Raw genomic sequence first — 19692 nt, 5'->3', positions numbered from 1 at the left:
TCTCCATCACCGAACTCAACGAGGGATTTTCTCCATGCAGCAACTCCACTGGACCCCGACATTGCGCGCCGCGGTGGCGGCCGCGCTCGTTCTGGCGGGCGCAAGCGCTTCGAACGCCGCATCGCAAGCGCCGGTTGCGGCCGAGCACGGCATGGTCGTGAGCGCACAGCACCTGGCCACGAAGGTCGGTGTCGATGTGCTCAAGCGCGGCGGCAACGCGGTCGATGCGGCGGTCGCCGTGGGCTATGCGCTGGCCGTGGTGTATCCGGCCGCCGGCAACCTCGGCGGCGGCGGTTTCATGACCGTGCAGTTGGCCGACGGGCGCAAGACCTTTCTCGACTTCCGTGAGAAGGCTCCGCTGGCCGCCACGGCCAACATGTACCTCGACAAGGACGGCAACGTCATCAAGGGCCTGAGCACCAACGGGCATCTTGCCGTGGGCGTGCCCGGCACCGTGTCGGGCATGGAATACGCACGCGAGAAGTACGGCACCATGAAGCGCGCCGACCTGATCGCCCCCTCGATCCAGCTGGCCGACAAGGGCTTTGCGCTGGAGCAGGGCGACATCGACATGCTGCGCACCTCCACCAACGACTTCAAGAAGGACCCGGTCTCCGGCGCCATCTTCCTGAACAAGGGCGAGCCTTTCGCGGTCGGCCAGAAGCTGGTGCAGAAAGACCTCGCCAAGACGCTGCGGGCCGTCAGCGCCAAGGGTGTCGATGGTTTCTACAAAGGCTGGGTGGGGCAGGCGATCGTGGCGTCGAGCCAGGCCGGCAAGGGCATCATCACCCAGGCCGACCTCGACCAGTACAAGACGCGCGAACTGGCACCGGTCGAATGCGACTACCGCGGCTACCGCGTGGTGTCGGCGCCACCGCCGAGCTCGGGCGGCGTGATCATCTGCGAAATGCTCAACATCCTCGAGGGCTACCCGCTCAAGGAGCTGGGCTTTCGCTCGGCCGAGTCGGTGCACTACCAGATCGAAGCCATGCGCCACGCCTACGTGGACCGCAACAGCTACCTGGGTGACCCCGACTTCGTGAAGAACCCGCTCGATCGCCTGCTCGACAAGGGCTATGCCGAGAAGATCCGCGCCGCCATCGACCCCAAGAAGGCCGGCATCTCCAAGGACATCAAGCCCGGCGTGGCGCCGCACGAAGGCAGCAACACCACCCACTACTCCATCACCGACCAGCAGGGCAATGCGGTGTCGGTGACCTACACGCTCAACGACTGGTTCGGCGCCAAGGTCACGGCCGACAAGACCGGCGTGCTGCTGAACAACGAGATGGACGACTTCACCGCCAAGATCGGCGTGCCCAACATGTACGGCCTGGTGCAGGGCGAGGCCAATGCCATCGCCCCGGGCAAGCGCCCGCTCAGTTCGATGAGCCCGACCATCGTCTCCAAGGACGGCAAGCCCGTGTTCGTGGTCGGCACGCCCGGCGGCAGCCGCATCATCACCGCGGTGCTGCACACCATCCTGAACGTGGTCGACTACGGCATGAACGTGCAGGAAGCCGTCGATGCGCCGCGCTTCCACCAGCAATGGCTGCCTGACGTGACCAACGTCGAAACCTTCGCGATCAGCCCCGACACCCGGAAGATCCTGACCGACATGGGCCACAACCTGGGCGTGCCGCAGCCGGCCAACCACCTCGCGGCGATCATCGTCGGCGCGCCGTCGCTGGGCGGCAAGCCGGTCGGCGCCAACCGCTTCTACGGCGCGAACGACCCGCGCCGCAACACCGGCCTTGCCGCCGGCTACTGATCCTGCAAACTAAAAGGCGGTCGTGCCATGCCGGCGCGGCCGCTTTTTTCATTTCCATGCACCTGCAAGACATTCTTTATTCCCAAGGCTTCGGCACGCGGCGCGTGTGCGCAGGGCTCATCCAGCAAGGCCACGTGACCATCGGAGGCAAAACCGCCGACGACCCGTTCGACGATCTCGACCCTGAAGGCCTGCTTTTCACCGTCCAGGGCACCGAGTGGGCGTACCACGAGAAGGCCTACCTGATGCTGCACAAGCCGGCCGGGACCGAGTGCTCGCAAAAGCCGTCCACCTACCCGAGCATCTACACGCTGCTGCCGTCGCCGCTGCGCTTGCGGCCCAACAAGGGCGCGGTGCAGGGCGTGCAGGCCATCGGGCGGCTCGACCAGGACACGACCGGGCTGCTGTTGCTGACGGACGACGGCCAGTTCATCCACAAGATGGGCTCGCCCAAGCACCACGTTCCCAAGGTCTACGAGGTCACGGCCAAGCACCCGCTGGACGCCGCGCAAATCGAAAAACTGCTGGCCGGCGTGGTGCTCGAAGACGATCCGAAGCCGGTGCGCGCGGCGGCCTGCGAATCGGACAGTCCGCTGCACCTGCGGCTGACGCTCACGGAAGGCAAGTACCACCAGGTCAAGCGCATGCTCGCCGCGGTAGGCAACCGGGTCGAAGGGCTGCACCGTTCGCGCATCGGCCAACTGGCGCTGCCCGAAGACCTGGCACCGGGCCAGTGGCGATGGCTCAGCGCCGAGCAGGTTGCGGCCTTGCGTGCAAAAACACCGGGATAAGGCACCAGAAGCGCCGTCGGTCAGCCGGCGGTCGGGCCGGGCCGTTGATAATCGGAAGCACTCTTCCGGAAGCTTCCCTTGCGATTCCTTGCCCGACCGAATGGCCGCCTCGCGGCCTTCCTGTTTTCTTGCCTGACAGTCTGGGCGGCACAAGCCGCCGCCGCTGCGCCCCCCGAACCGCCGCCGATCTTCGTGCTCAATTCGCTGGATGCCAGCGTCAGCGTGATCAATCCGGTCGACTGGACCGAAAAGCAGCGCATCGCCACCGGCAAGGAGCCGCACCACATCTACATGACGCCCGATGAAAAATCGGTCATCGTGGCCAATTCGGCGGGTGATTCGCTCACTTTTCTCAACCCGAAGACCGCCGAAGTCCAGCGCGTGGTTTACGGCATCATCGATCCGTACCAGCTGCAGTTCTCGCGCGACATGAAGTGGTTCGTCACGGCCGGCAACCGGCTCAACCACGTCGACGTCTACCGCTGGGACGGCAAGGACCTGAAGCTCGCCAAGCGCATTGCCACCGGCAAGACGCCCAGCCACATCTGGATCGACAACACCAGCACCGTCGCCTACGTGACCATGCAGGACAGCGACGAACTCATCGCCGTCGACCTGCCCACGCAGACCGTCCGCTGGCGCATGGCCACCGGCGCCATGCCGGCCGACATTTTCGGCGTGCACAACGACAAGACCCTGCTCGTGGGCCTGACCGGCAGCGACGGCGTGCAGGTGTTCGACGTGGCGGGCCCCGAGCCCAAGCTGGTCGGCAAGATCCCGACCGGCAAGGGCGCGCATGCCTTCCGTTCGGCCGGCGACGGCAAGAGCGTTTTCGTGAGCAACCGCGTGGCCAACACCATCAGCCGGATCGACCTGGCCACGCTCAAGGTCATTGCGACGTACCCCGTGCCGGGCGGCCCCGACTGCATGGACGTGTCGGCCGACGGCAAGACGCTGTACGTCACCTCGCGCTGGGCCAAGAAGCTCAGCGTGGTCGACCTGGCCAGCCAGAAGGTCGTACGCCAGGTCAATGTCGGCCGCTCGCCGCACGGCGTCTGGACCTTGGAACATGCAAAAAGAATCTGAGCGGGTCCCGTCGGCAGCCCGGCACAGCGGGTTCCGCGCTGTTCCCGGGATCGTCCTTGCGATCGGCTGCGCCGCGATGCCCGCGGCGTGGGCGCAGGGCGCTTCCTGCGAAAAGCCGGTCTACCTGACGCTCGACACCGGCCACATGGGCGTTGCACCGCTGGTGGCCGAGGTGCTCAAGCGCCAGAACGTTCGCGTCACCTTCTTTGCGGCCGCCGAGCGCACGCAAACCGATGGCGACAGTCTCGACAGCCACTGGGCGCCCTGGTGGAAGGCGAGGGCGGCCGAAGGCCACGAATTCGCCTCGCACACCTACGACCACGCGTACTGGCGCGGCGATCTCAAGGGCGTGACGCCGAGCTTCCGCATCAAGCCCACGGCGGGCGCGCTGGCGGGGCGCGAATTCACCTGGAGCGCGGCCGAGTACTGCGCCAACATCGGCAAGGCCTCCGAGCGGCTGGCCATCATCACCGGCAAGAAGCCGCTGCCGCTGTACCGTGCGCCGGGCGGCAAGACCTCGCCCAAGCTGCTTGCCGCGGCCAAGGCCTGCGGCTTCGAGCACGTGGGCTGGTCACCGGCCGGTTTCCTGGGCGACGAGTTGCCGAGCGAGACATTCAGCAATGCAAAGCTCCTCGCGCAGGCGCTGGAGACCATCCGCCCCGGCGACATCCTGCTCGCGCACCTGGGCATCTGGTCGCGCAAGGACCCTTGGGCGCCCGCCGACCTCGAACCGCTGATCGTCGGCCTGAAGGCCAAGGGCTTCTGCTTCGAGACGCTGCGCCAGCATCCGCAATACCGCGCCTGGATCGCGTCCCACCCCTGAGGCTGCCGCCGTGATCGATTGGTTGACGGATTCCTTTTCCGCGCTGCAGGGCTGGTTCTTCGAAATCCTGATTCAGCCGCTGGTCTATGCGGTCGGCCTCGGCGGCTGGACCGAAGACGCCTTCGACGCCACCGGCTGGCTGCTCGTCGGGCTCATCCAGGTCGTGGTCCTGCTCGCGGTCATCGGGCCGCTGCAGCGTTGGCGCGCCGTCGAGCCCGTGACCGACCGCCGCGCCATCCGCATCGACGTGCTCTACACGCTGATCCATCGCCTCGGCGTGTTCCGGCTGGCCATGTTCTTCACGCTCGAGCCGTTTTTCGACGAGGCCATCGGGAGCCTGCGCACCGCGGGATGGGGCACTTTCCACCTGGACGAAGCCTGGCCCGGCGTCACCGACGTGCCGTGGGTTGCCTTTGCGATCTATCTCGTGGTGCTCGACTTCGTCGGCTACTGGATTCATCGCGGCCAGCACCAGCTCAACTGGTGGTGGGGCCTGCACTCGCTGCACCATTCGCAGCGCCAGATGACCATGTGGAGCGATGACCGCAACCATCTGCTCGACGACATCGTCCACGACACGCTCATCGTCATCGTTGCGCAGCTCATCGGCGTGGCGCCCGGCCAGTTCATTGCGTTCGTCGCGTTCACGCAACTGAGCGAAAGCCTGCAGCACGCCAACCTGAAGCTCGGCTTCGGCGCCATTGGCGAGCGGCTGTGGATCAGCCCGCGCTTTCACAGGCTGCACCACAGCATCGGGCTGGGCCACGAGTCGCGCGGCGCCCACACGCTCGGCGGCCACAACTTCGGCGTGCTGCTGCCCTGGTGGGACATGCTCTTTCGCACCGCGAACTTCGAGCAACGCTACGACCCGACCGGCATCCGCGACCAGGTCGAGCCCGGCGCCGACGGACGGGTGCGCGACTACGGCAGCGGTTTCTGGGCCCAGCAATGGTTCGGCCTGAAGCGAATGGTCGGCCGCGGCTGAACGCCGGGCCGATCCGGGGCGGTTATCCTTCGCACCCAATGCGCCTGCTCCTCGATTCCTTCTGGCGCGCGGTGGCGTATTGCATGCTGCCGCGCGTGATCGTGCTCTCTCTGCTGCCACTCGCCCTCATGGTGCTGTTGGCTGCGGGTTTCGGCTATTTCTACTGGGACGCGACAGTCGCATGGACCCGCGAGGCGCTCGAGGCCTGGCCTCTGCTGTCGAGCTTCTGGGGCTGGATCGGGCGGCTCTTTTCGGGCGACGTCACCTCCGTGCTGGCGCCGTTGGTGGTGGTGGTCGCCGCCACCCCGTTGATCGTCGTGGTGTCCTTGCTGATCGTGGCCGGCCTCATGGCGGCGCCGCTCACGGCACTGGTGGCGCACCGCCGTTTTCCCGCGCTCGAGCACAAGAAGGGCGCCTCTTTCTTCGGCAGCATGGCGCGTTCGCTCGGCCTCACGGTGCTGGCGCTGGTGGCGCTCGTGGTCTCGATGCCGCTCTGGCTGATTCCGCCGCTGGTGCTCATCCTGCCACCGTTGATCTGGGGCTGGCTCACCTACCGCGTGATGAGCTTCGACGCGCTGGCCGAACACGCAAGCCCCGAAGAGCGCGCCACCCTCCTGCGCTCGCACCGGCTGCCGCTGCTGTGCATCGGCGTGCTGTGCGGCTACCTGGGTGCCGCGCCCAGCATTGTCTGGGCGTCCGGCCTGCTGTTTGCGGCCGCCTTTTTCGTGCTCGTGCCGCTCGCGATCTGGATCTACACGCTGGTATTCGCCTTTTCGTCGCTCTGGTTCGGCCACTACTGCCTCGATGCTCTGGCGCAACTGCGCGCACAGCGGGGGGCGGCTGCCGCTTCGTCCGGCGGCGGCGCACCTGCGGCCATCGAAGCCGACCAGGCCGTTCTTTCTCAATGGAAATCCCCATGACCCGCGCATTCGGCCTGATCGTTGTCGGCGACGAAATTCTTTCAGGCAAGCGTGCCGACAAGCACATGCCCAAGGTCATCGAACTGCTTGCCGCGCGCGGGCTGCAGTTGGGCTGGGCCGAATACGTGGGCGACGAGCCCGCGCGCATCACGGCCGCGCTCGGCCGGGCCTTTGCTTCGGGGGACATCGTTTTCTCGACCGGCGGGATCGGCGCCACGCCGGACGACCACACCCGTCAGTGCGCCGCCCAGGCCTTGCAGGTGCCGCTCGAGCTGCATCCCGAGGCCGAAGCGCTGATTCGAGAGCGCATGCAGGACACCGCGCGCGAGCAGGGCATTGCCTACGAGCCGGACCGGCCCGACAACATTCATCGCCTCAACATGGGCGTGTTCCCGAAGGGTGCGGCGATCATCCGCAACCCGTACAACAAGATCCCGGGGTTCAGCGTCGATCACGTCCATTTCGTGCCGGGCTTCCCGGTCATGGCCTGGCCGATGATCGAATCGGTGCTCGACAGCCGCTATTCGGCCTTGTTCACCAGCGGGCAGTCGGCCGAAAAGTCGGTCATTGTTTTCGGTGCCATGGAAGCAACGCTCACCCCTCTGATGCTCGCCATCGAAGCCGCGCATCCGGGCATCAAGGTGTTCAGCCTGCCGAGCGTCGACCATCCCGCGTACGGCCGCCACATCGAATTGGGCGTCAAAGGCGACCCCGGCCGCCTGGAAGCCGCCTATACCCAGCTCATCGAAGGGTTGCACGCCTTTGATGCGAAGCTTGGCCCAGAATTGGTGCGCTAGATTCAATGGCACCAAATTGGTGATTATTCGCCTTTTTTTGGGGTTTGCACCTGCCGCCGGAGCCTCCCCGCGAGGGGCGACAATGGCACAGAAACTGCATCCCCCGTCCCTGTATTTCCAACCACCATCCAACTCAGGAGAAACTGATGGCAAAGACCGTCGCCGATGTACTCAAGCTCGTCAAGGAAAACGAGGTCAAGTTCATCGACTTCCGCTTCACCGACACCCGTGGCAAAGAGCAGCACGTCACCGTGCCGGTCTCGGCTTTCGATGAAGACAAATTCACCTCGGGCCACGCGTTCGACGGTTCGTCCATCGCTGGCTGGAAGGGTATCGAAGCTTCGGACATGCAGCTCATGCCCGACCCGAACACCGCCAACATCGACCCCTTCTTCGAAGAAACGACGCTGATCCTGACCTGCGACGTGATCGACCCCGCCGACGGCAAGGCCTACGAGCGCGATCCGCGTTCGCTCGCCAAGCGCGCCGAGGCGTACATGAAGGCTTCGGGCCTGGGCGACACCGCCTACTTCGGTCCGGAACCCGAATTCTTCGTGTTCGACGGCGTTCGCTGGAAGAACGACATGTCGGGCTGCTTCGTCAAGATCGACTCCGAAGAAGCCTCGTGGAACACCGACAAGGAATACGAGCACGGCAACACCGGCCATCGTCCGGCAGTCAAGGGCGGCTACTTCCCGGTTCCCCCGGTCGACAGCTTCCAGGACATGCGCTCGGAAATGTGCCTGGTGCTCGAATCGCTCGGCATCCCGGTCGAAGTGCATCACCATGAAGTGGCCAACGCCGGCCAGATGGAACTCGGCACCAAGTTCAGCACGCTGGTCCAGCGCGCCGACTGGGTCCAGCTGCAGAAGTACGTGATCCACAACGTGGCCCATGCCTACGGCAAGACCGCCACCTTCATGCCCAAGCCCATCGTCGGCGACAACGGTTCCGGCATGCACGTGCACCAGTCGGTCTGGAAGGACGGCAAGAACCTGTTCGCCGGCGACGGCTATGCAGGCCTGTCGGACTTCGCGCTGCACTACATCGGCGGCATCATCAAGCACGCCCGTGCCCTGAACGCCATCACAAACCCCGGCACCAACAGCTACAAGCGCCTGGTGCCCGGCTTCGAAGCTCCGGTGAAGCTGGCCTACTCGGCCAAGAACCGCTCGGCCTCGATCCGCATCCCGTTCGTGGCCAACCCGAAGGGCCGCCGCGTCGAAGCGCGCTTCCCCGATCCGCTGATGAACCCGTACCTCGGCTTCGCTGCGCTGCTGATGGCGGGCCTCGACGGCGTGGAAAACAAGATCCATCCGGGCGAAGCCGCCAGCAAGGACCTGTACCACCTGCCGCCGGAAGAAGACGCGCTGATCCCGACCGTGTGCCACAGCCTCGACCAAGCGCTGGAATACCTCGACAAGGACCGTGCGTTCCTGACCAAGGGCGGCGTGTTCACCGATGCCTACATCGATGCGTACATCGACCTCAAGATGCAGGAAGTCACGCGCTTCCGCATGGCGACCCATCCGGTCGAGTTCGACATGTACTACTCCCTGTAAATCGGCGGGCGCAAGCCCCTGACGGGTAAGTAAGACAGAAAGGACGGCTTCGGCCGTCCTTTTTCGTTGACGCGGAACATCTTGTCACCGATGGAGTCGAATTGCATGAAAATGCGCCTTTGTCGCGCCATCCACCGATTCTCATGAAGACTGCTTCTCTCATTTTCCTGGCTGGTTCATTGTTGGCCGTCGCCGTGCCGGCGACGTCGCAGGAGCGCGTGTGGCGCTGCGGCAATGAATACACCAACAACTCGACCATTGCGCAGCAAAAAGGCTGCAAGGTCATGGAAGGCGGCAACGTCACCGTCGTGCAAGGCTCCGGGATGCCGGCCGCCAAGTCTTCGGGCGGCGGCGGTGGCTCCTCCGCTGCGCGTGCGCCCGCAGGCAGCCCGCGCGTCGAAGGCGTCGACCAGCGCGCGCGCGACGGTGAAGCGCGTTCGGTGCTCGAAGCCGAGCTCAAGAAAGCAGAAGCCCGCCAGGCCGAGCTGCAGAAGGAATACAACAACGGCGAGCCCGAGAAGCAGGGCAGCGAAGGCCGCAACTACCAGAAGTATCTCGATCGCGTGGCTGAAATGAAGGCCGAACTGGCGCGCAACGAGAGCGACATCGCCGGCATTCGCCGCGAACTTGGCCGCCTGCCGGTCAAGCAGTAGTCAGTCCATCATGGCATTCGGGAAGAAGGCGGCCGGCGCCACGCCGCGCTTTCAGCCCTTCGATCTGCTGTCCACGCTGATTGCCGTGGTCAGCACCAACGGTTCGGTGCTGTTCGCCAACGCGGCCCTCGAAGACGCGCTGGGCACATCGCGCCGCACCCTCGAAGGTTCTCAGTTCGGCGCCTGCTTTCACGAGCCGCACGTGCTTCGCACCGCCATCGACGGCGCGCGCAGCAACGACTTCGCCACGCTGCGCTACGAAGCCTTCCTGCGCCGCGTCAACCACGAGCTGATGCCGGTGCAGGTCACCCTGGCGCAGGGCGACAAGTCGGGCGAGCTCGTCATCGAGATGTCGCCGCTCGAGCAGCAGGTGCGCCAGGACCGCGAGGAACGCCTGCTCGACCAGGCGCAGGCGAACAAGGAACTCATCCGCAATCTCGCACACGAAATCAAGAACCCGCTGGGCGGCATTCGCGGCGCGGCGCAGCTGCTGCAGATGGAGGTGGAGTCGCGCGACCTCATCGAATACACCCAGGTCATCATTCACGAAGCCGACCGGCTGCAGACGCTGGTCGACCGCTTGCTGGCGCCGCACCGGCGCCCGCACGTGGTGGGCGACGTCAACATCCACGAAGTCTGCGAGCGCGTGCGCTCGGTCATTCTTGCGGAGTTTCCGCGCGACCTGCACATCGAGCGCGACTTCGACGTGTCGATTCCCGAGTTTCGCGGCGACCGCGAGCAGCTGATCCAGGCCACGCTCAACATCGTGCACAACGCGGCGCAGGCCCTGGCGGAGCGCCGCGCGGCGGGCGACGCGCAGATCACTTTCAAGACCCGCATCGCCCGACAGGTGATATTCAATAAGCAGTGGTATCGATTGGCACTGGAATTGCATGTCATCGACAACGGACCGGGTGTGCCGGACACGATCAAGGACCGCATCTTCTATCCGCTCGTATCGGGAAGGGAAGGCGGGACAGGGCTTGGATTGACGCTCGCACAAACTTTTGTGCAACAGCATCACGGCGTGATCGAGTGCGACAGTGTCCCGGGCCGAACCGATTTCAAGATACTGATACCGCTGCCCTAGCAGCACGGCAACAAGGAGATGCATGAAGCCGATCTGGATAGTTGATGACGACCAATCGATCCGCTTCGTGCTGGAGAAGGCCTTGCTGCGCGAAGACCTGCCCACGCGCAGCTTCACCAACACGCGCGAGGTGCTGGCCGCCCTCGAACTCGCCGCCGACGACGAACAGCAGGGCCCGCAGGTCCTGGTGAGCGACATCCGCATGCCCGGCGGCTCCGGGCTCGACTTGCTCGACAAGATCAAGGCCAAGCACCCCGGCCTGCCCGTCATCATCATGACGGCGTTTTCCGACCTCGACAGCGCCGTTTCGGCGTTCCAGGGCGGTGCCTTCGAATACCTGCCCAAGCCCTTCGACCTGCCGCGTGCCGTCGAGCTCATCCGCCGCGCCGTCGACGAAAGCCAGCGTGAGGAAGTGGCCGAGGAGCGCATGGTGGCCGCGCCCGAAATGCTGGGCCAGGCGCCCGCCATGCAGGACGTGTTCCGCGCCATCGGCCGCCTCTCGCAAAGCAACGTGACGGTGCTCATCACCGGCGAATCGGGCTCGGGCAAGGAACTGGTGGCGCGCGCGCTGCACAAGCATTCGCCGCGCGCCAACGGCCCCTTCGTCGCCATCAACACCGCGGCCATTCCCAAGGACCTGCTGGAGAGCGAACTCTTCGGCCACGAGCGCGGCGCCTTCACCGGCGCGCAGACCATGCGGCGCGGCCGCTTCGAGCAGGCCGAAGGCGGCACGCTCTTTCTCGACGAAATCGGCGACATGCCTTTCGACCTTCAGACCCGCCTCTTGCGCGTGCTGAGCGACGGGCATTTCTACCGCGTGGGCGGCCACAACTCGGTCAAGGCCAACGTGCGCGTGATTGCGGCCACGCACCAGGACCTGGAGCAGCGCGTGAAGCTCGGCGGCTTCCGCGAAGACCTGTTCCACCGCCTCAACGTGATTCGCCTGCGCCTGCCCGCGCTGCGCGAGCGCGGCGAAGACGTGCCCGCGCTCACGCGCCACTTCCTGCAGGTGAGTGCGCGCCAGCTTGGCGTCGAGCCCAAGCGCATCTCCGATGCGGCGTTGGCCAAGCTCGCATCGTTCAGCTTCCCCGGCAACGTGCGCCAGCTCGAGAATATCTGCCACTGGCTCACCGTCATGGCGCCAGCCCAGCTCATCGAAGCCAAGGACCTGCCGCCCGAGGTCATGGCCGCCGCAGCCGGCGTGGAAGCAAAAGCCGCGGATACAGGCGTCGGCACGGCAACTCTCGTGCAACCCGCACCGTTGCTGTCGCCGAGCCCCGAGCGTGAATCCGCTCCGGCGAGCGCCGCGCCGGAAGCCAGCACTGAAGGCCTCGTGGGCGCCAGCAGTTGGGAGAGCGGCCTTGAAATGGAAGCCCAGGCGCTGCTGGCCGCCGGTCGCACCGACGTCTGGGACGCGCTTTCGCGCCGCTTCGAGTCGCGGCTCATCCTCACCGCCCTGGCCAACACCCGCGGCCGCCGCATCGAAGCCGCTCAAAAGCTGGGCATCGGACGCAACACCATCACCCGGAAGATCCAGGAACTGGGCATCGAATAGGCTGCCGCTTCGAATAGAGAGAAGGAGAGAGCGGCGGCCCATTCCAGGACCACCGCGACGACTGGGGCGAGCCTCAGCTACCGGCTTCGCTGTCCTAAAGTCAGCGAATCCAGCTGGAAGTTTCCGCTCTTGTCCCAAAGCCACGTGTCGACATACGTGTGGGCGCCGAGTCGCCCCGGGCTGGGCAGCGGCGATGCCGCTTTGATGAGCTCCGCGATCTTGCCCGGCACTTCCGGGGCATGGCTCGGCACGCGGCTGAACGTGACGTTCGTGACATTGCCGTTCGCATCGAGCTCGGTTTCGACCACCACCACGGCATAGACCAGCGGAGGAATCTTCCCCTTGTAGATGCGCTGGGCGTAGGCCTTGTAGATCTGGCGCGCGCCAGTCTTGCGATAGGCCCGCACGGCCGGTGTTTGCGCGGTGATCAGGCGCACGGTCGGCACGTCGGTCCTCGGGCTTGCCACCTCGTCGGGCGCGGAGGGGGCCGACTTGCCGTCTTCGGCCTTGTCCGCGGACTTGAAAGCCGAGCAGGCGACGAGGGTCAGCGCCGCTGCAATGATCGTGAGGGTGCGAATGGTCATCTTCGTCAAATTCCTTGGTCGAGATCGAGCACCACGGGTGCATGGTCGCTTGGCTTTTCCCACTTGCGCGGCACGCGGTCGATGATGCACCCTTTGACGCGCGGCACCAGCGGCTCGCTCACCAAGATGTGGTCGATGCGAAGGCCCCGGTTCTTCTGGTAGCCCAGCATCCGGTAGTCCCACCACGAATAGCTCTTCTCGGGCTGCTCGCACAGGCGGAAGCTGTCGACCAGGCCAAGCTGGAGCAGCGCCCTGAACTCCTCGCGTTCCTCGGTCGTGTGATGGATCGTTTCTTTCAGGCCCACCGGGTCATAGCTGTCGCGGTCTTCGGGCGTGATGTTGAAGTCCCCGAGCAGAACCAGGTTCGGATGCGCCGCCATCTCGGCGCGCAGCCATTCGCGCAACGCGCGCAGCCAGCCCATCTTGTATTCGAATTTGTCGGTGCCGGGCGCTTGGCCGTTGACGAAGTAGCCGTTCACCACGCGGAGTGGGCCTGCGGGTGTTTCGATGGTGGCCGCAATCACGCGCGACTGTTCGTCGGTGAAGCCGCCGATGTTCCTTGCCACGTCGCGCATCGGCGCCAGGCTCAGTACGGCCACACCGTTGTAGGTTTTCTGGCCGAATACCGCGCATTCGTAGCCGGCCGACTTGAGTACATCGAGCGGGAACTTGTCGTCGCTCATCTTGAGCTCCTGCAGGCACAGCACGTCGACCGGGTTGGCAATCAGCCAATCGAGCACATGCTGCAGGCGGGCGGTGAGAGAGTTGACGTTCCAGGTGGCAATACGCATGGAGAGTTTTGTCCTATTGATTTGAATGTCTGAATTCTTGCTTGCCGCAATGCGCTGGTCTTCGGCGGGAAGCATGCGTGGTCGCGGAGGTGAGGTTCAACGGTCTGTCCAGGCATGTCCGCTCGGCGCTCTTTTTCCCTGCGGGATTATGGCGATCATCACGCCGATCCCTGTAACCACGGTGCTCCTTACCCGTCGGCCCAAGCGCCGAAGCGAGGCGGGCATTGTTCACACTCGTAAGGAATTGAAAACTACCAATGTCGGCTACCCGACATATGGGTTCAATCGGCTTACACCACAACGTTCCGCAGCGATAGATTCCGCCCTCTTCGAGGTTTTGCACGGTCGCCCTGCCTCGAAAAACGCGATTGGCGGGGATTTCAATTGCAGCTTGGTTCTGCGATGGGCAATTCACCAAGCGCAGTTGCGTATTCGGCGATCCATTTTTATCGAGTACGAGGGAGTAAGTGTGAATAAAACATTTCGCAGCATCTGGAACGAGGCACTGGGCGCGTGGGTTGCGGCCAGCGAGGTGAGTGCCGCGCGCGGCAAGAAGTCGTCGGGTACCGTGCTGGCCGCAGGCCTCTTGGCGGCGGTCGCTTACGGCGGCGCATCGTCCGCCTGGGCGGCCAACGAGTGCGGAGCTGTCGCCGTTGGTGGAACCGTCATCTGCAACGGTGATGGAACGCCAGTGGGGGACGCCAACCCGAACACCACCGGCATTGCGTATGGCACCGACGGCATCACCGTCATCGTGGACGGCACCGCGGCGCCCTTCACCATCACGCCGGTCACCGCGCCGACAACCGCCAATGGCGTCTATTCGGGCGGTGGCGGCACCGGCAACCGACGGATCGAAGTCAATGGCCCGGTCACGATCAATGTGACCACCCCGGCGGGCAATCCTGTGTCCGGTGCCGCCTGGGCTGTGCTGGCCAACTCACTCGCGAGCGGCGCCGGCGGTGATGCGAGCATCGTCATCAATGGTGCGAACATCACCAGCAAAGGCGAGAACGCTCTGGGCGTCGCCACCAGCGTCGTGGGTAGCGGCAATGCAACCTCGATCCTCAACAGCGGTTCCATCTCCACCACGGGCACGCAAGGTTCAGGGGTCGGTCTGTTTGCAGAAACGCACGGCATCGGCACGGCGACGGTCACGGTGAACGGCGGTTCGATCAGTACCGGCACTGCGGCAGGCGGGTCGCACGCGGCTTACGCCTTGGCGCGCGGCAATGGCAATGCTGTCGCAACCATGACGGGCGGTACTGCCACCACGCAGGCTTTGAATAACTCGGTCGTTGTGGCCCAGACATTGGGCTCCGGCATTGCTTCCGCCACCATTTCTGGCGGCACGGCGACGACGAACGGCGCCAGCTCGACCGTCATCGCAGTCGGCTCAGGGTCTGGCGACGCGATTGCTAGCCAGACGGGAGGGACGGTGATCGCCAACGGCGCGGGCGGCGTCGGACTGGCCTCGTTGGCCACCGGCACGGGCGCCGCGACCGCTTCGATGACGGGTGGCAGTATTGCGACGCAAGGCAGCAATGGCTACGGAATCTGGGCCGAGGTCCTGAACTCGGCCAGCACGGCCGCGGCGACGGCAACCATGGATGCCGCAGCTTCGACGATCACCACCACCGGCACCTCCGGCTCTGGTATCTACGCACGCAACGACGGCGATGGCACGGCCACGGCCACGCTGCTGAACGGCCGCATCAGCACGGCGGGCACCTACGGCTACGGGCTCTATGCCGGCACATTGGGGGCCGGCAATGCCGTCGCCAGTTCCTCGGCGGGCACTTCCATTCAGACCAGCGGTACCGACGGCGCAAAGGGGATCCTTGCTCATGCCATGGGCACCGGCAATGCGACAGCGATGAACGGTGGAACCGTGCTGACGACCGGCGCCTCGGGTATCGACGGCAACTTCGGCGTTTACGCATTGGCTACGGGCGGCAGCGCCAACGCGGGCAATACCGGAACCATCACGACCGGTGGCACATTCGGCTACGGCGTCTATGCAGTGACCACCGGCAATGGCACGGCAACGGCCACCTCGAGCGGCGCTATCACGACGAACGGTCCCTACTCCACCGGGATCGGTGCGCATGTCGACAATTTCGATTCGTCAAAGCACGGCACGGCGATTGCGACGCTCCAGGCCGCAGGAACCGTCGCGACGAATGGGTCTCCCTACGGCATTGGCGTTTTTGCTGACGTCATGGGCTATGGGGATGCGATTGCCACCAACCAGGGGGCCATCGCGACCAAGGGGCAGTTCGCGAATGGCACGGCAGCCCGCGTGCTTTATGGTGCAGGTGACGCCACGGCCGTGAATCAAGGGACGATATCCACCACGGGTATCGCAGCCCAAGGCATCCAGGCAGCAGTTGATCAGGGCGCTGTGGGCAATGCAACGGCATTGAACACAGGGACGGTCACAACGGTTGGCCAGGATTCGGTTGGTATTTCAGCGAACGTCGGAACTGTGACCAGCACCTCGACGGCGACGGTGATCATGAACGGCGGAACGGTCAGCACGTCGGGCAGCTCTGCCTCGGGCATCGTCAGTTCCAACGCCGGCCTTGGCCTGGCTGCGGTTCAGATGAATGCGGGCACTGTGGCAGCCACCGGCCTTAATGCCGACGGCCTGCGCGCCGCCTCCGCTGGGGGCACCTACCAGGTCGACGTCACGGGCGGCAGCCTGACCAGCGGCAGCGGCCTGGCCGCGGCCATCCACACGACGGCAGCGGCAGGCGGCACCGTCAACATCGGCGCGGCCGCCACCGTCAACGGCGCCGCCTCCGGCATCGCGATTCGAGACGGCGACTTCGCCCAGACCGGCACCGACACCCTCGGCGGCAACGCCGTCGTCACCACCGCCGGCACCGTCACCGGCGACGCCATCCTCGGCCTGGGCAACGACAGCCTCGCGCTCACCGGCGGCCGCTTCAGCGGCAACATCTACGGCGACGACCGCGTGGCCAGCGCGGCCGACGGCAACGACAGCTTCACCTGGACCGGCGGCACGCTGTCAGGCGGCTTCTACGGCCAGAACGGTTCCGACACCGCCCTGGTGTCCGCCGCCGGCTACAACGGCAGCCAGGTCCTGGACGGCGGCGACGACGTCTCGGCCGCCGACGGCTGGGTCGACAAGCTCACCCTGCAAGGCGTCACCGCCACCGCGGGTGGCGACACCCTGCGCAACTGGGAAACCATCACCCTCGACAACACCCGCCTCACCCTCGCCGGCGCCCCGCTGGTGGTCGGCGCCGGAGCCGACGCCGGCGGTGCCCCCCTGGGCCTGTTCATTCAGCCCACCAGCAGCGTGTTCATGGGCCAGCCGGCCTTCAGCGTCACCGGCGACGTGCACAACGCCGGCCTCATCGACCTGCGCAACCCCGCCGGCACCCCCGGCAACCTGCTGAGCCTGTACGGCAACTACGCCGGCGCCAACGGCATCGTGCGCGTGAACACCGCCCTGGGCAGCGATGCCAGCGCCACCGACAAGCTGGTGGTCAACGGCAACACCAGCGGCACCTCGCGCGTGCTCGTGACCAATGCCGGCGGCGCCGGCGCCGCCACCATCAACGGCATCCAGGTGGTCCAGGTCACCGGCACCTCCTCGGAAGGCGACTTCACCCTGGCCGCCCCGGTGCAGGCCGGCGCCTACGAATACGGCCTGCACCGCGGCGGGCGCACCGACGGCGACGCCAACAGCTTCTACCTGAGCAGCGTCTACAACACGCCCAAGCCGGTGCCGGGCGTTCCGAGTCCGGCGCCTGTTCCGGTGCCGGCCCCCGAGGTGCTGCGCCCTGCCGTGGCCGGCTATGTGATGGGCCAGGTCGCCACCCAGGAATTGGGCCTGGGCCTGCTGGGCAGCCTGCACAAGCGCGTGGGCGAGCAGCAGACGCTCAAGTGGGACCACTGCGGCTGCGACGACAAGGCGCCCGCCGACCAGCTGTGGATGCGCCTGCATGCGCAGCGCCTGGACCTGGACGGCAAGCGCCAGTTTGGCTTCGAGCAGGAAATGCAGTACGTGCAGCTCGGCAAGGAGCTGGCGGTCCGCTACAGCGGCGACGCGGCCGACAAGTCGCGCAGCCACACCGGCCTTACCGCGGGTTACGGGCGCACCAGCACCCACTTCAGCGACCGCCGCCGCGGCGACGCCGGCATGGGCTACGACACCGGCAAGATGAAGGGCCAGATGGCCACGCTGGGCGCGTACCACACGCGCTACGCCGACAACGGCAGCTACCTCGACCTGGTCGGCCAGCTGCATGCGGTGCAGAACAAGTACACCGACAAGTACGGCGGCGAAGGCACGCAGAAGGGCACCGGCGCGGGGTTGAGCGTGGAAGTGGGCCGCCCCTGGCAGATCGGCGAGAGCCAATGGCTGATCGAGCCGCAGGCGCAGCTGAGCTACCAGGCGACGCGCTACCGCGGCTTTGCGGACAACGTGTCCACCGTGGACGGCTTCACCAGCCAGAGCCTGCGCGGCCGCGTGGGCGCACGCCTCGCCTGGAACGACAAGGCCGAGCGCGGCGACAAGCTCACGCGCACCAACACCTTCTACGTGACCGCCGATCTGCTGCACGAGTTCAAGGACCCGAAGGCCGTGACCGTCGGCAACACCGCGGTCAGCGAGGCATGGGCCAAGCAGACCTGGGCCGAGCTGGGCGTGGGCGCGCAGCTGCCGCTGAGCAAAGCGGCCTACCTGTATGGCGGCGTGCAGTACCAGCGCTCGCTCAGCGGCACGAGCCGCGAGGGCGTCTCGGGGCAGCTGGGCGTGCGGGTGGCGTGGTGAGCGTGGTGAGCGCGGTGAGCGCGGTCGAACCACTGACAACGGGAAGGAAACAAACAATGCAAACGCAAACCATGCAAACGCAAACGAAGAACACGCCGACACTGCTCGCGCTCGGCGCCACGGCCCTCGCCACTCTCGTCCTGGCCGGCTGCGGCAGCCTGCATGACGAGCGCTACAACTGGTGCCAGGGGCAGAACTGCGCGCTCACGCCCGTCGTGACGCCGGCTCCCACCCCGGCGCCAGTGCCGGTGCCGCCGGCCCCGACGACGCGGCGGGTGAACCTGAGCACCGACGCGCTCTTCAAGTTCGATCGCTCGAGTGCGGCCGACATGCTGCCGCAGGGCCGCGGCGAGCTGGATGCGCTGGCCCGTGCGCTGCAAAGCCAGGAGATGCAGGTGCAGAGCCTGACGATCACCGGCCATACCGACCGCCTCGGCGACGAGGCCTACAACGACCGCCTGGCGCTCAGGCGCGCCAACACCGTGCGCGACTACCTGAAGTCCGCGGGCGTGCGCGCGCCGATGGAAGTGCAGTCGCGGGGTGAGCGGGAACCCGTGACGCGCGACTGCCAGGGCACGGTTCGCGCGCCGCGCCTGGTCGCCTGCCTGCAGCCGGACCGCCGGGTGGTGGTGGATATCCTGGGGCAGGCAGAGAAGAAGTAATCGGGCAAACAAGACAAGCGCGCCGATACTCTCGGCTGCTGGAGGCTTGGGGACACTTGAATGCAATGATCGACGCCAGAGAGCCCTTGGAGGACGCCGCGCTCATGGAACGGGCGCTGCGCCTCACGCATGGCTTTGCCCGGTGGCCCGCCTCGGCGATGAGCAGACTGCTCGCCAACGCGCACCTCGACAGGCGCACCAGAGGCGAGATGGTTTCAATCGAGTTGGGAGCGCCAGAGACGTTTGCGATCGTGTCGGGCTATCTGGTTGTCGGCCATATTCCGCCAGGGGGAAGCCGGACCCCAGTGGCGCTCCTCGGACCCGGCTATATAGCCGGATTTACCCGAGCCATCGACCAAGAAGAGAGCGAAGAAAAAGAGGCGGATCGCGTCGTCTACGACTTCTGTGCGCTGAACGACGTCACGGTCGTTCGAATGCCAACCCTGCTGGTTCAGAAAATCCTCGACGAGGACCCGACCCTCTGGAAGGGAATGGCAAAAATGCTGATGAAGCAGCACCGGATCGTGCTTGATTCATTGCTCAGCCAAGGCGTGGGCTCATTCCCGCGGCGGCTGGCCGCGACGATCGAACGGCTGGCCGTTCTCTACGGGAGCAACGACGGACAGGGAATCAGCCTGCGCCTGCGCCTGACCCAGGAAGACCTTGCGGCGCTCCTGCAGGTCACGAGACAAACCGTCAACAAGGCACTCGGCGTCCTGGTTGCAGGCGGCGCGCTCAGCTTGAGCCAGAACACGATCACCGTTCTCGATCTGGGTGCGTTGAGAAGGCTCGCTGACAGCCAGTAGAAGTCGCGC

Annotated in this window: 16 protein-coding genes; 14 read left to right on the top strand and 2 right to left on the bottom strand. The window is 65.7% G+C overall.

The features are described from left to right. Nucleotides 1–34: 34 nt before the first annotated feature. The 11 genes from ggt (at nucleotide 35) to ntrC (ending at nucleotide 12033) form a co-directional block, all read left to right on the top strand. Nucleotides 35–1771, top strand: a complete 1737-nt coding sequence (gene ggt / locus QFZ42_RS16630) for a gamma-glutamyltransferase (protein ID WP_307702009.1) — start codon at nucleotides 35–37, stop codon at nucleotides 1769–1771. A 56-nt stretch (nucleotides 1772–1827) separates the two neighbouring features. Continuing rightward, a complete protein-coding gene (locus tag QFZ42_RS16625) occupies nucleotides 1828–2562 on the top strand; it encodes a pseudouridine synthase (RefSeq protein WP_307702008.1) in 735 nt (244 codons plus the stop codon). 78 nt (nucleotides 2563–2640) lie between these two features. Then, nucleotides 2641–3648: a YncE family protein gene (locus QFZ42_RS16620; protein WP_307702007.1), complete on the top strand. Its 1008-nt coding sequence runs from the start codon at nucleotides 2641–2643 to the stop codon at nucleotides 3646–3648. 76 nt (nucleotides 3649–3724) lie between these two features. Continuing rightward, the gene (locus tag QFZ42_RS16615; RefSeq protein ID WP_307704258.1) at nucleotides 3725–4471 is read left to right on the top strand and encodes a polysaccharide deacetylase family protein; all 747 of its coding nucleotides are present in this window, start codon (nucleotides 3725–3727) and stop codon (nucleotides 4469–4471) included. A gap of 10 nt (nucleotides 4472–4481) precedes the next feature. Beyond that, complete coding sequence (locus tag QFZ42_RS16610; protein ID WP_307702006.1) at nucleotides 4482–5456, top strand: sterol desaturase family protein; 975 nt, start codon at nucleotides 4482–4484, stop codon at nucleotides 5454–5456. A 38-nt stretch (nucleotides 5457–5494) separates the two neighbouring features. After that, nucleotides 5495–6376 carry an EI24 domain-containing protein gene (locus QFZ42_RS16605; protein WP_307702005.1) on the top strand — a complete coding sequence of 294 codons (882 nt, stop codon included), beginning with the start codon at nucleotides 5495–5497 and terminating at the stop codon, nucleotides 6374–6376. Next, nucleotides 6373–7173: a competence/damage-inducible protein A gene (locus tag QFZ42_RS16600; protein ID WP_307702004.1), complete on the top strand. Its 801-nt coding sequence runs from the start codon at nucleotides 6373–6375 to the stop codon at nucleotides 7171–7173. The genes QFZ42_RS16605 and QFZ42_RS16600 overlap by 4 nt, the downstream gene beginning before the upstream one ends. 146 nt (nucleotides 7174–7319) lie before the next feature. Then, entirely contained in the window at nucleotides 7320–8735 is a 1416-nt protein-coding gene (glnA, locus tag QFZ42_RS16595) for a type I glutamate--ammonia ligase (protein WP_055799147.1), read from the top strand. 143 nt (nucleotides 8736–8878) lie between these two features. Further along, nucleotides 8879–9388, top strand: a complete 510-nt coding sequence (locus QFZ42_RS16590) for a hypothetical protein (protein ID WP_307702003.1) — start codon at nucleotides 8879–8881, stop codon at nucleotides 9386–9388. A gap of 10 nt (nucleotides 9389–9398) precedes the next feature. Then, nucleotides 9399–10478, top strand: coding sequence for a nitrogen regulation protein NR(II) (gene glnL / locus QFZ42_RS16585; RefSeq protein WP_307702002.1), 1080 nt, complete (start codon nucleotides 9399–9401; stop codon nucleotides 10476–10478). A gap of 22 nt (nucleotides 10479–10500) precedes the next feature. Then, nucleotides 10501–12033 carry a nitrogen regulation protein NR(I) gene (gene ntrC, locus QFZ42_RS16580; protein WP_307702001.1) on the top strand — a complete coding sequence of 511 codons (1533 nt, stop codon included), beginning with the start codon at nucleotides 10501–10503 and terminating at the stop codon, nucleotides 12031–12033. Nucleotides 12034–12110: 77 nt separating this feature from the next. On the opposite strand, the gene QFZ42_RS16575 is transcribed toward ntrC, so the two are convergent. Then, a complete protein-coding gene (locus QFZ42_RS16575) occupies nucleotides 12111–12617 on the bottom strand; it encodes a hypothetical protein (protein ID WP_307702000.1) in 507 nt (168 codons plus the stop codon). Nucleotides 12618–12622: 5 nt separating this feature from the next. Continuing rightward, on the bottom strand, nucleotides 12623–13408 hold the full coding sequence (xth, locus tag QFZ42_RS16570) for an exodeoxyribonuclease III (RefSeq protein WP_307701999.1): 786 nt from the start codon (nucleotides 13406–13408) through the stop codon (nucleotides 12623–12625). Nucleotides 13409–13877: 469 nt separating this feature from the next. Between xth and QFZ42_RS16565 the strand changes: the two genes are divergently transcribed. From QFZ42_RS16565 to QFZ42_RS16555, 3 genes are all read left to right on the top strand, one after another. Then, nucleotides 13878–18215: an autotransporter outer membrane beta-barrel domain-containing protein gene (locus tag QFZ42_RS16565; RefSeq protein ID WP_307701998.1), complete on the top strand. Its 4338-nt coding sequence runs from the start codon at nucleotides 13878–13880 to the stop codon at nucleotides 18213–18215. Nucleotides 18216–18271: 56 nt separating this feature from the next. After that, on the top strand, nucleotides 18272–18877 hold the full coding sequence (locus QFZ42_RS16560; RefSeq protein ID WP_307701997.1) for an OmpA family protein: 606 nt from the start codon (nucleotides 18272–18274) through the stop codon (nucleotides 18875–18877). A gap of 65 nt (nucleotides 18878–18942) precedes the next feature. After that, complete coding sequence (locus QFZ42_RS16555; protein WP_307704257.1) at nucleotides 18943–19683, top strand: Crp/Fnr family transcriptional regulator; 741 nt, start codon at nucleotides 18943–18945, stop codon at nucleotides 19681–19683. Nucleotides 19684–19692: the final 9 nt, after the last annotated feature.

Source organism: Variovorax paradoxus (assembly GCF_030815855.1).
Classification (GTDB): Bacteria; Pseudomonadota; Gammaproteobacteria; order Burkholderiales; family Burkholderiaceae_C; genus Variovorax; species Variovorax paradoxus_M.
Note: the sequence above shows the minus strand (reverse complement) of the source record. Positions and strands in the feature narration are given on the sequence as shown.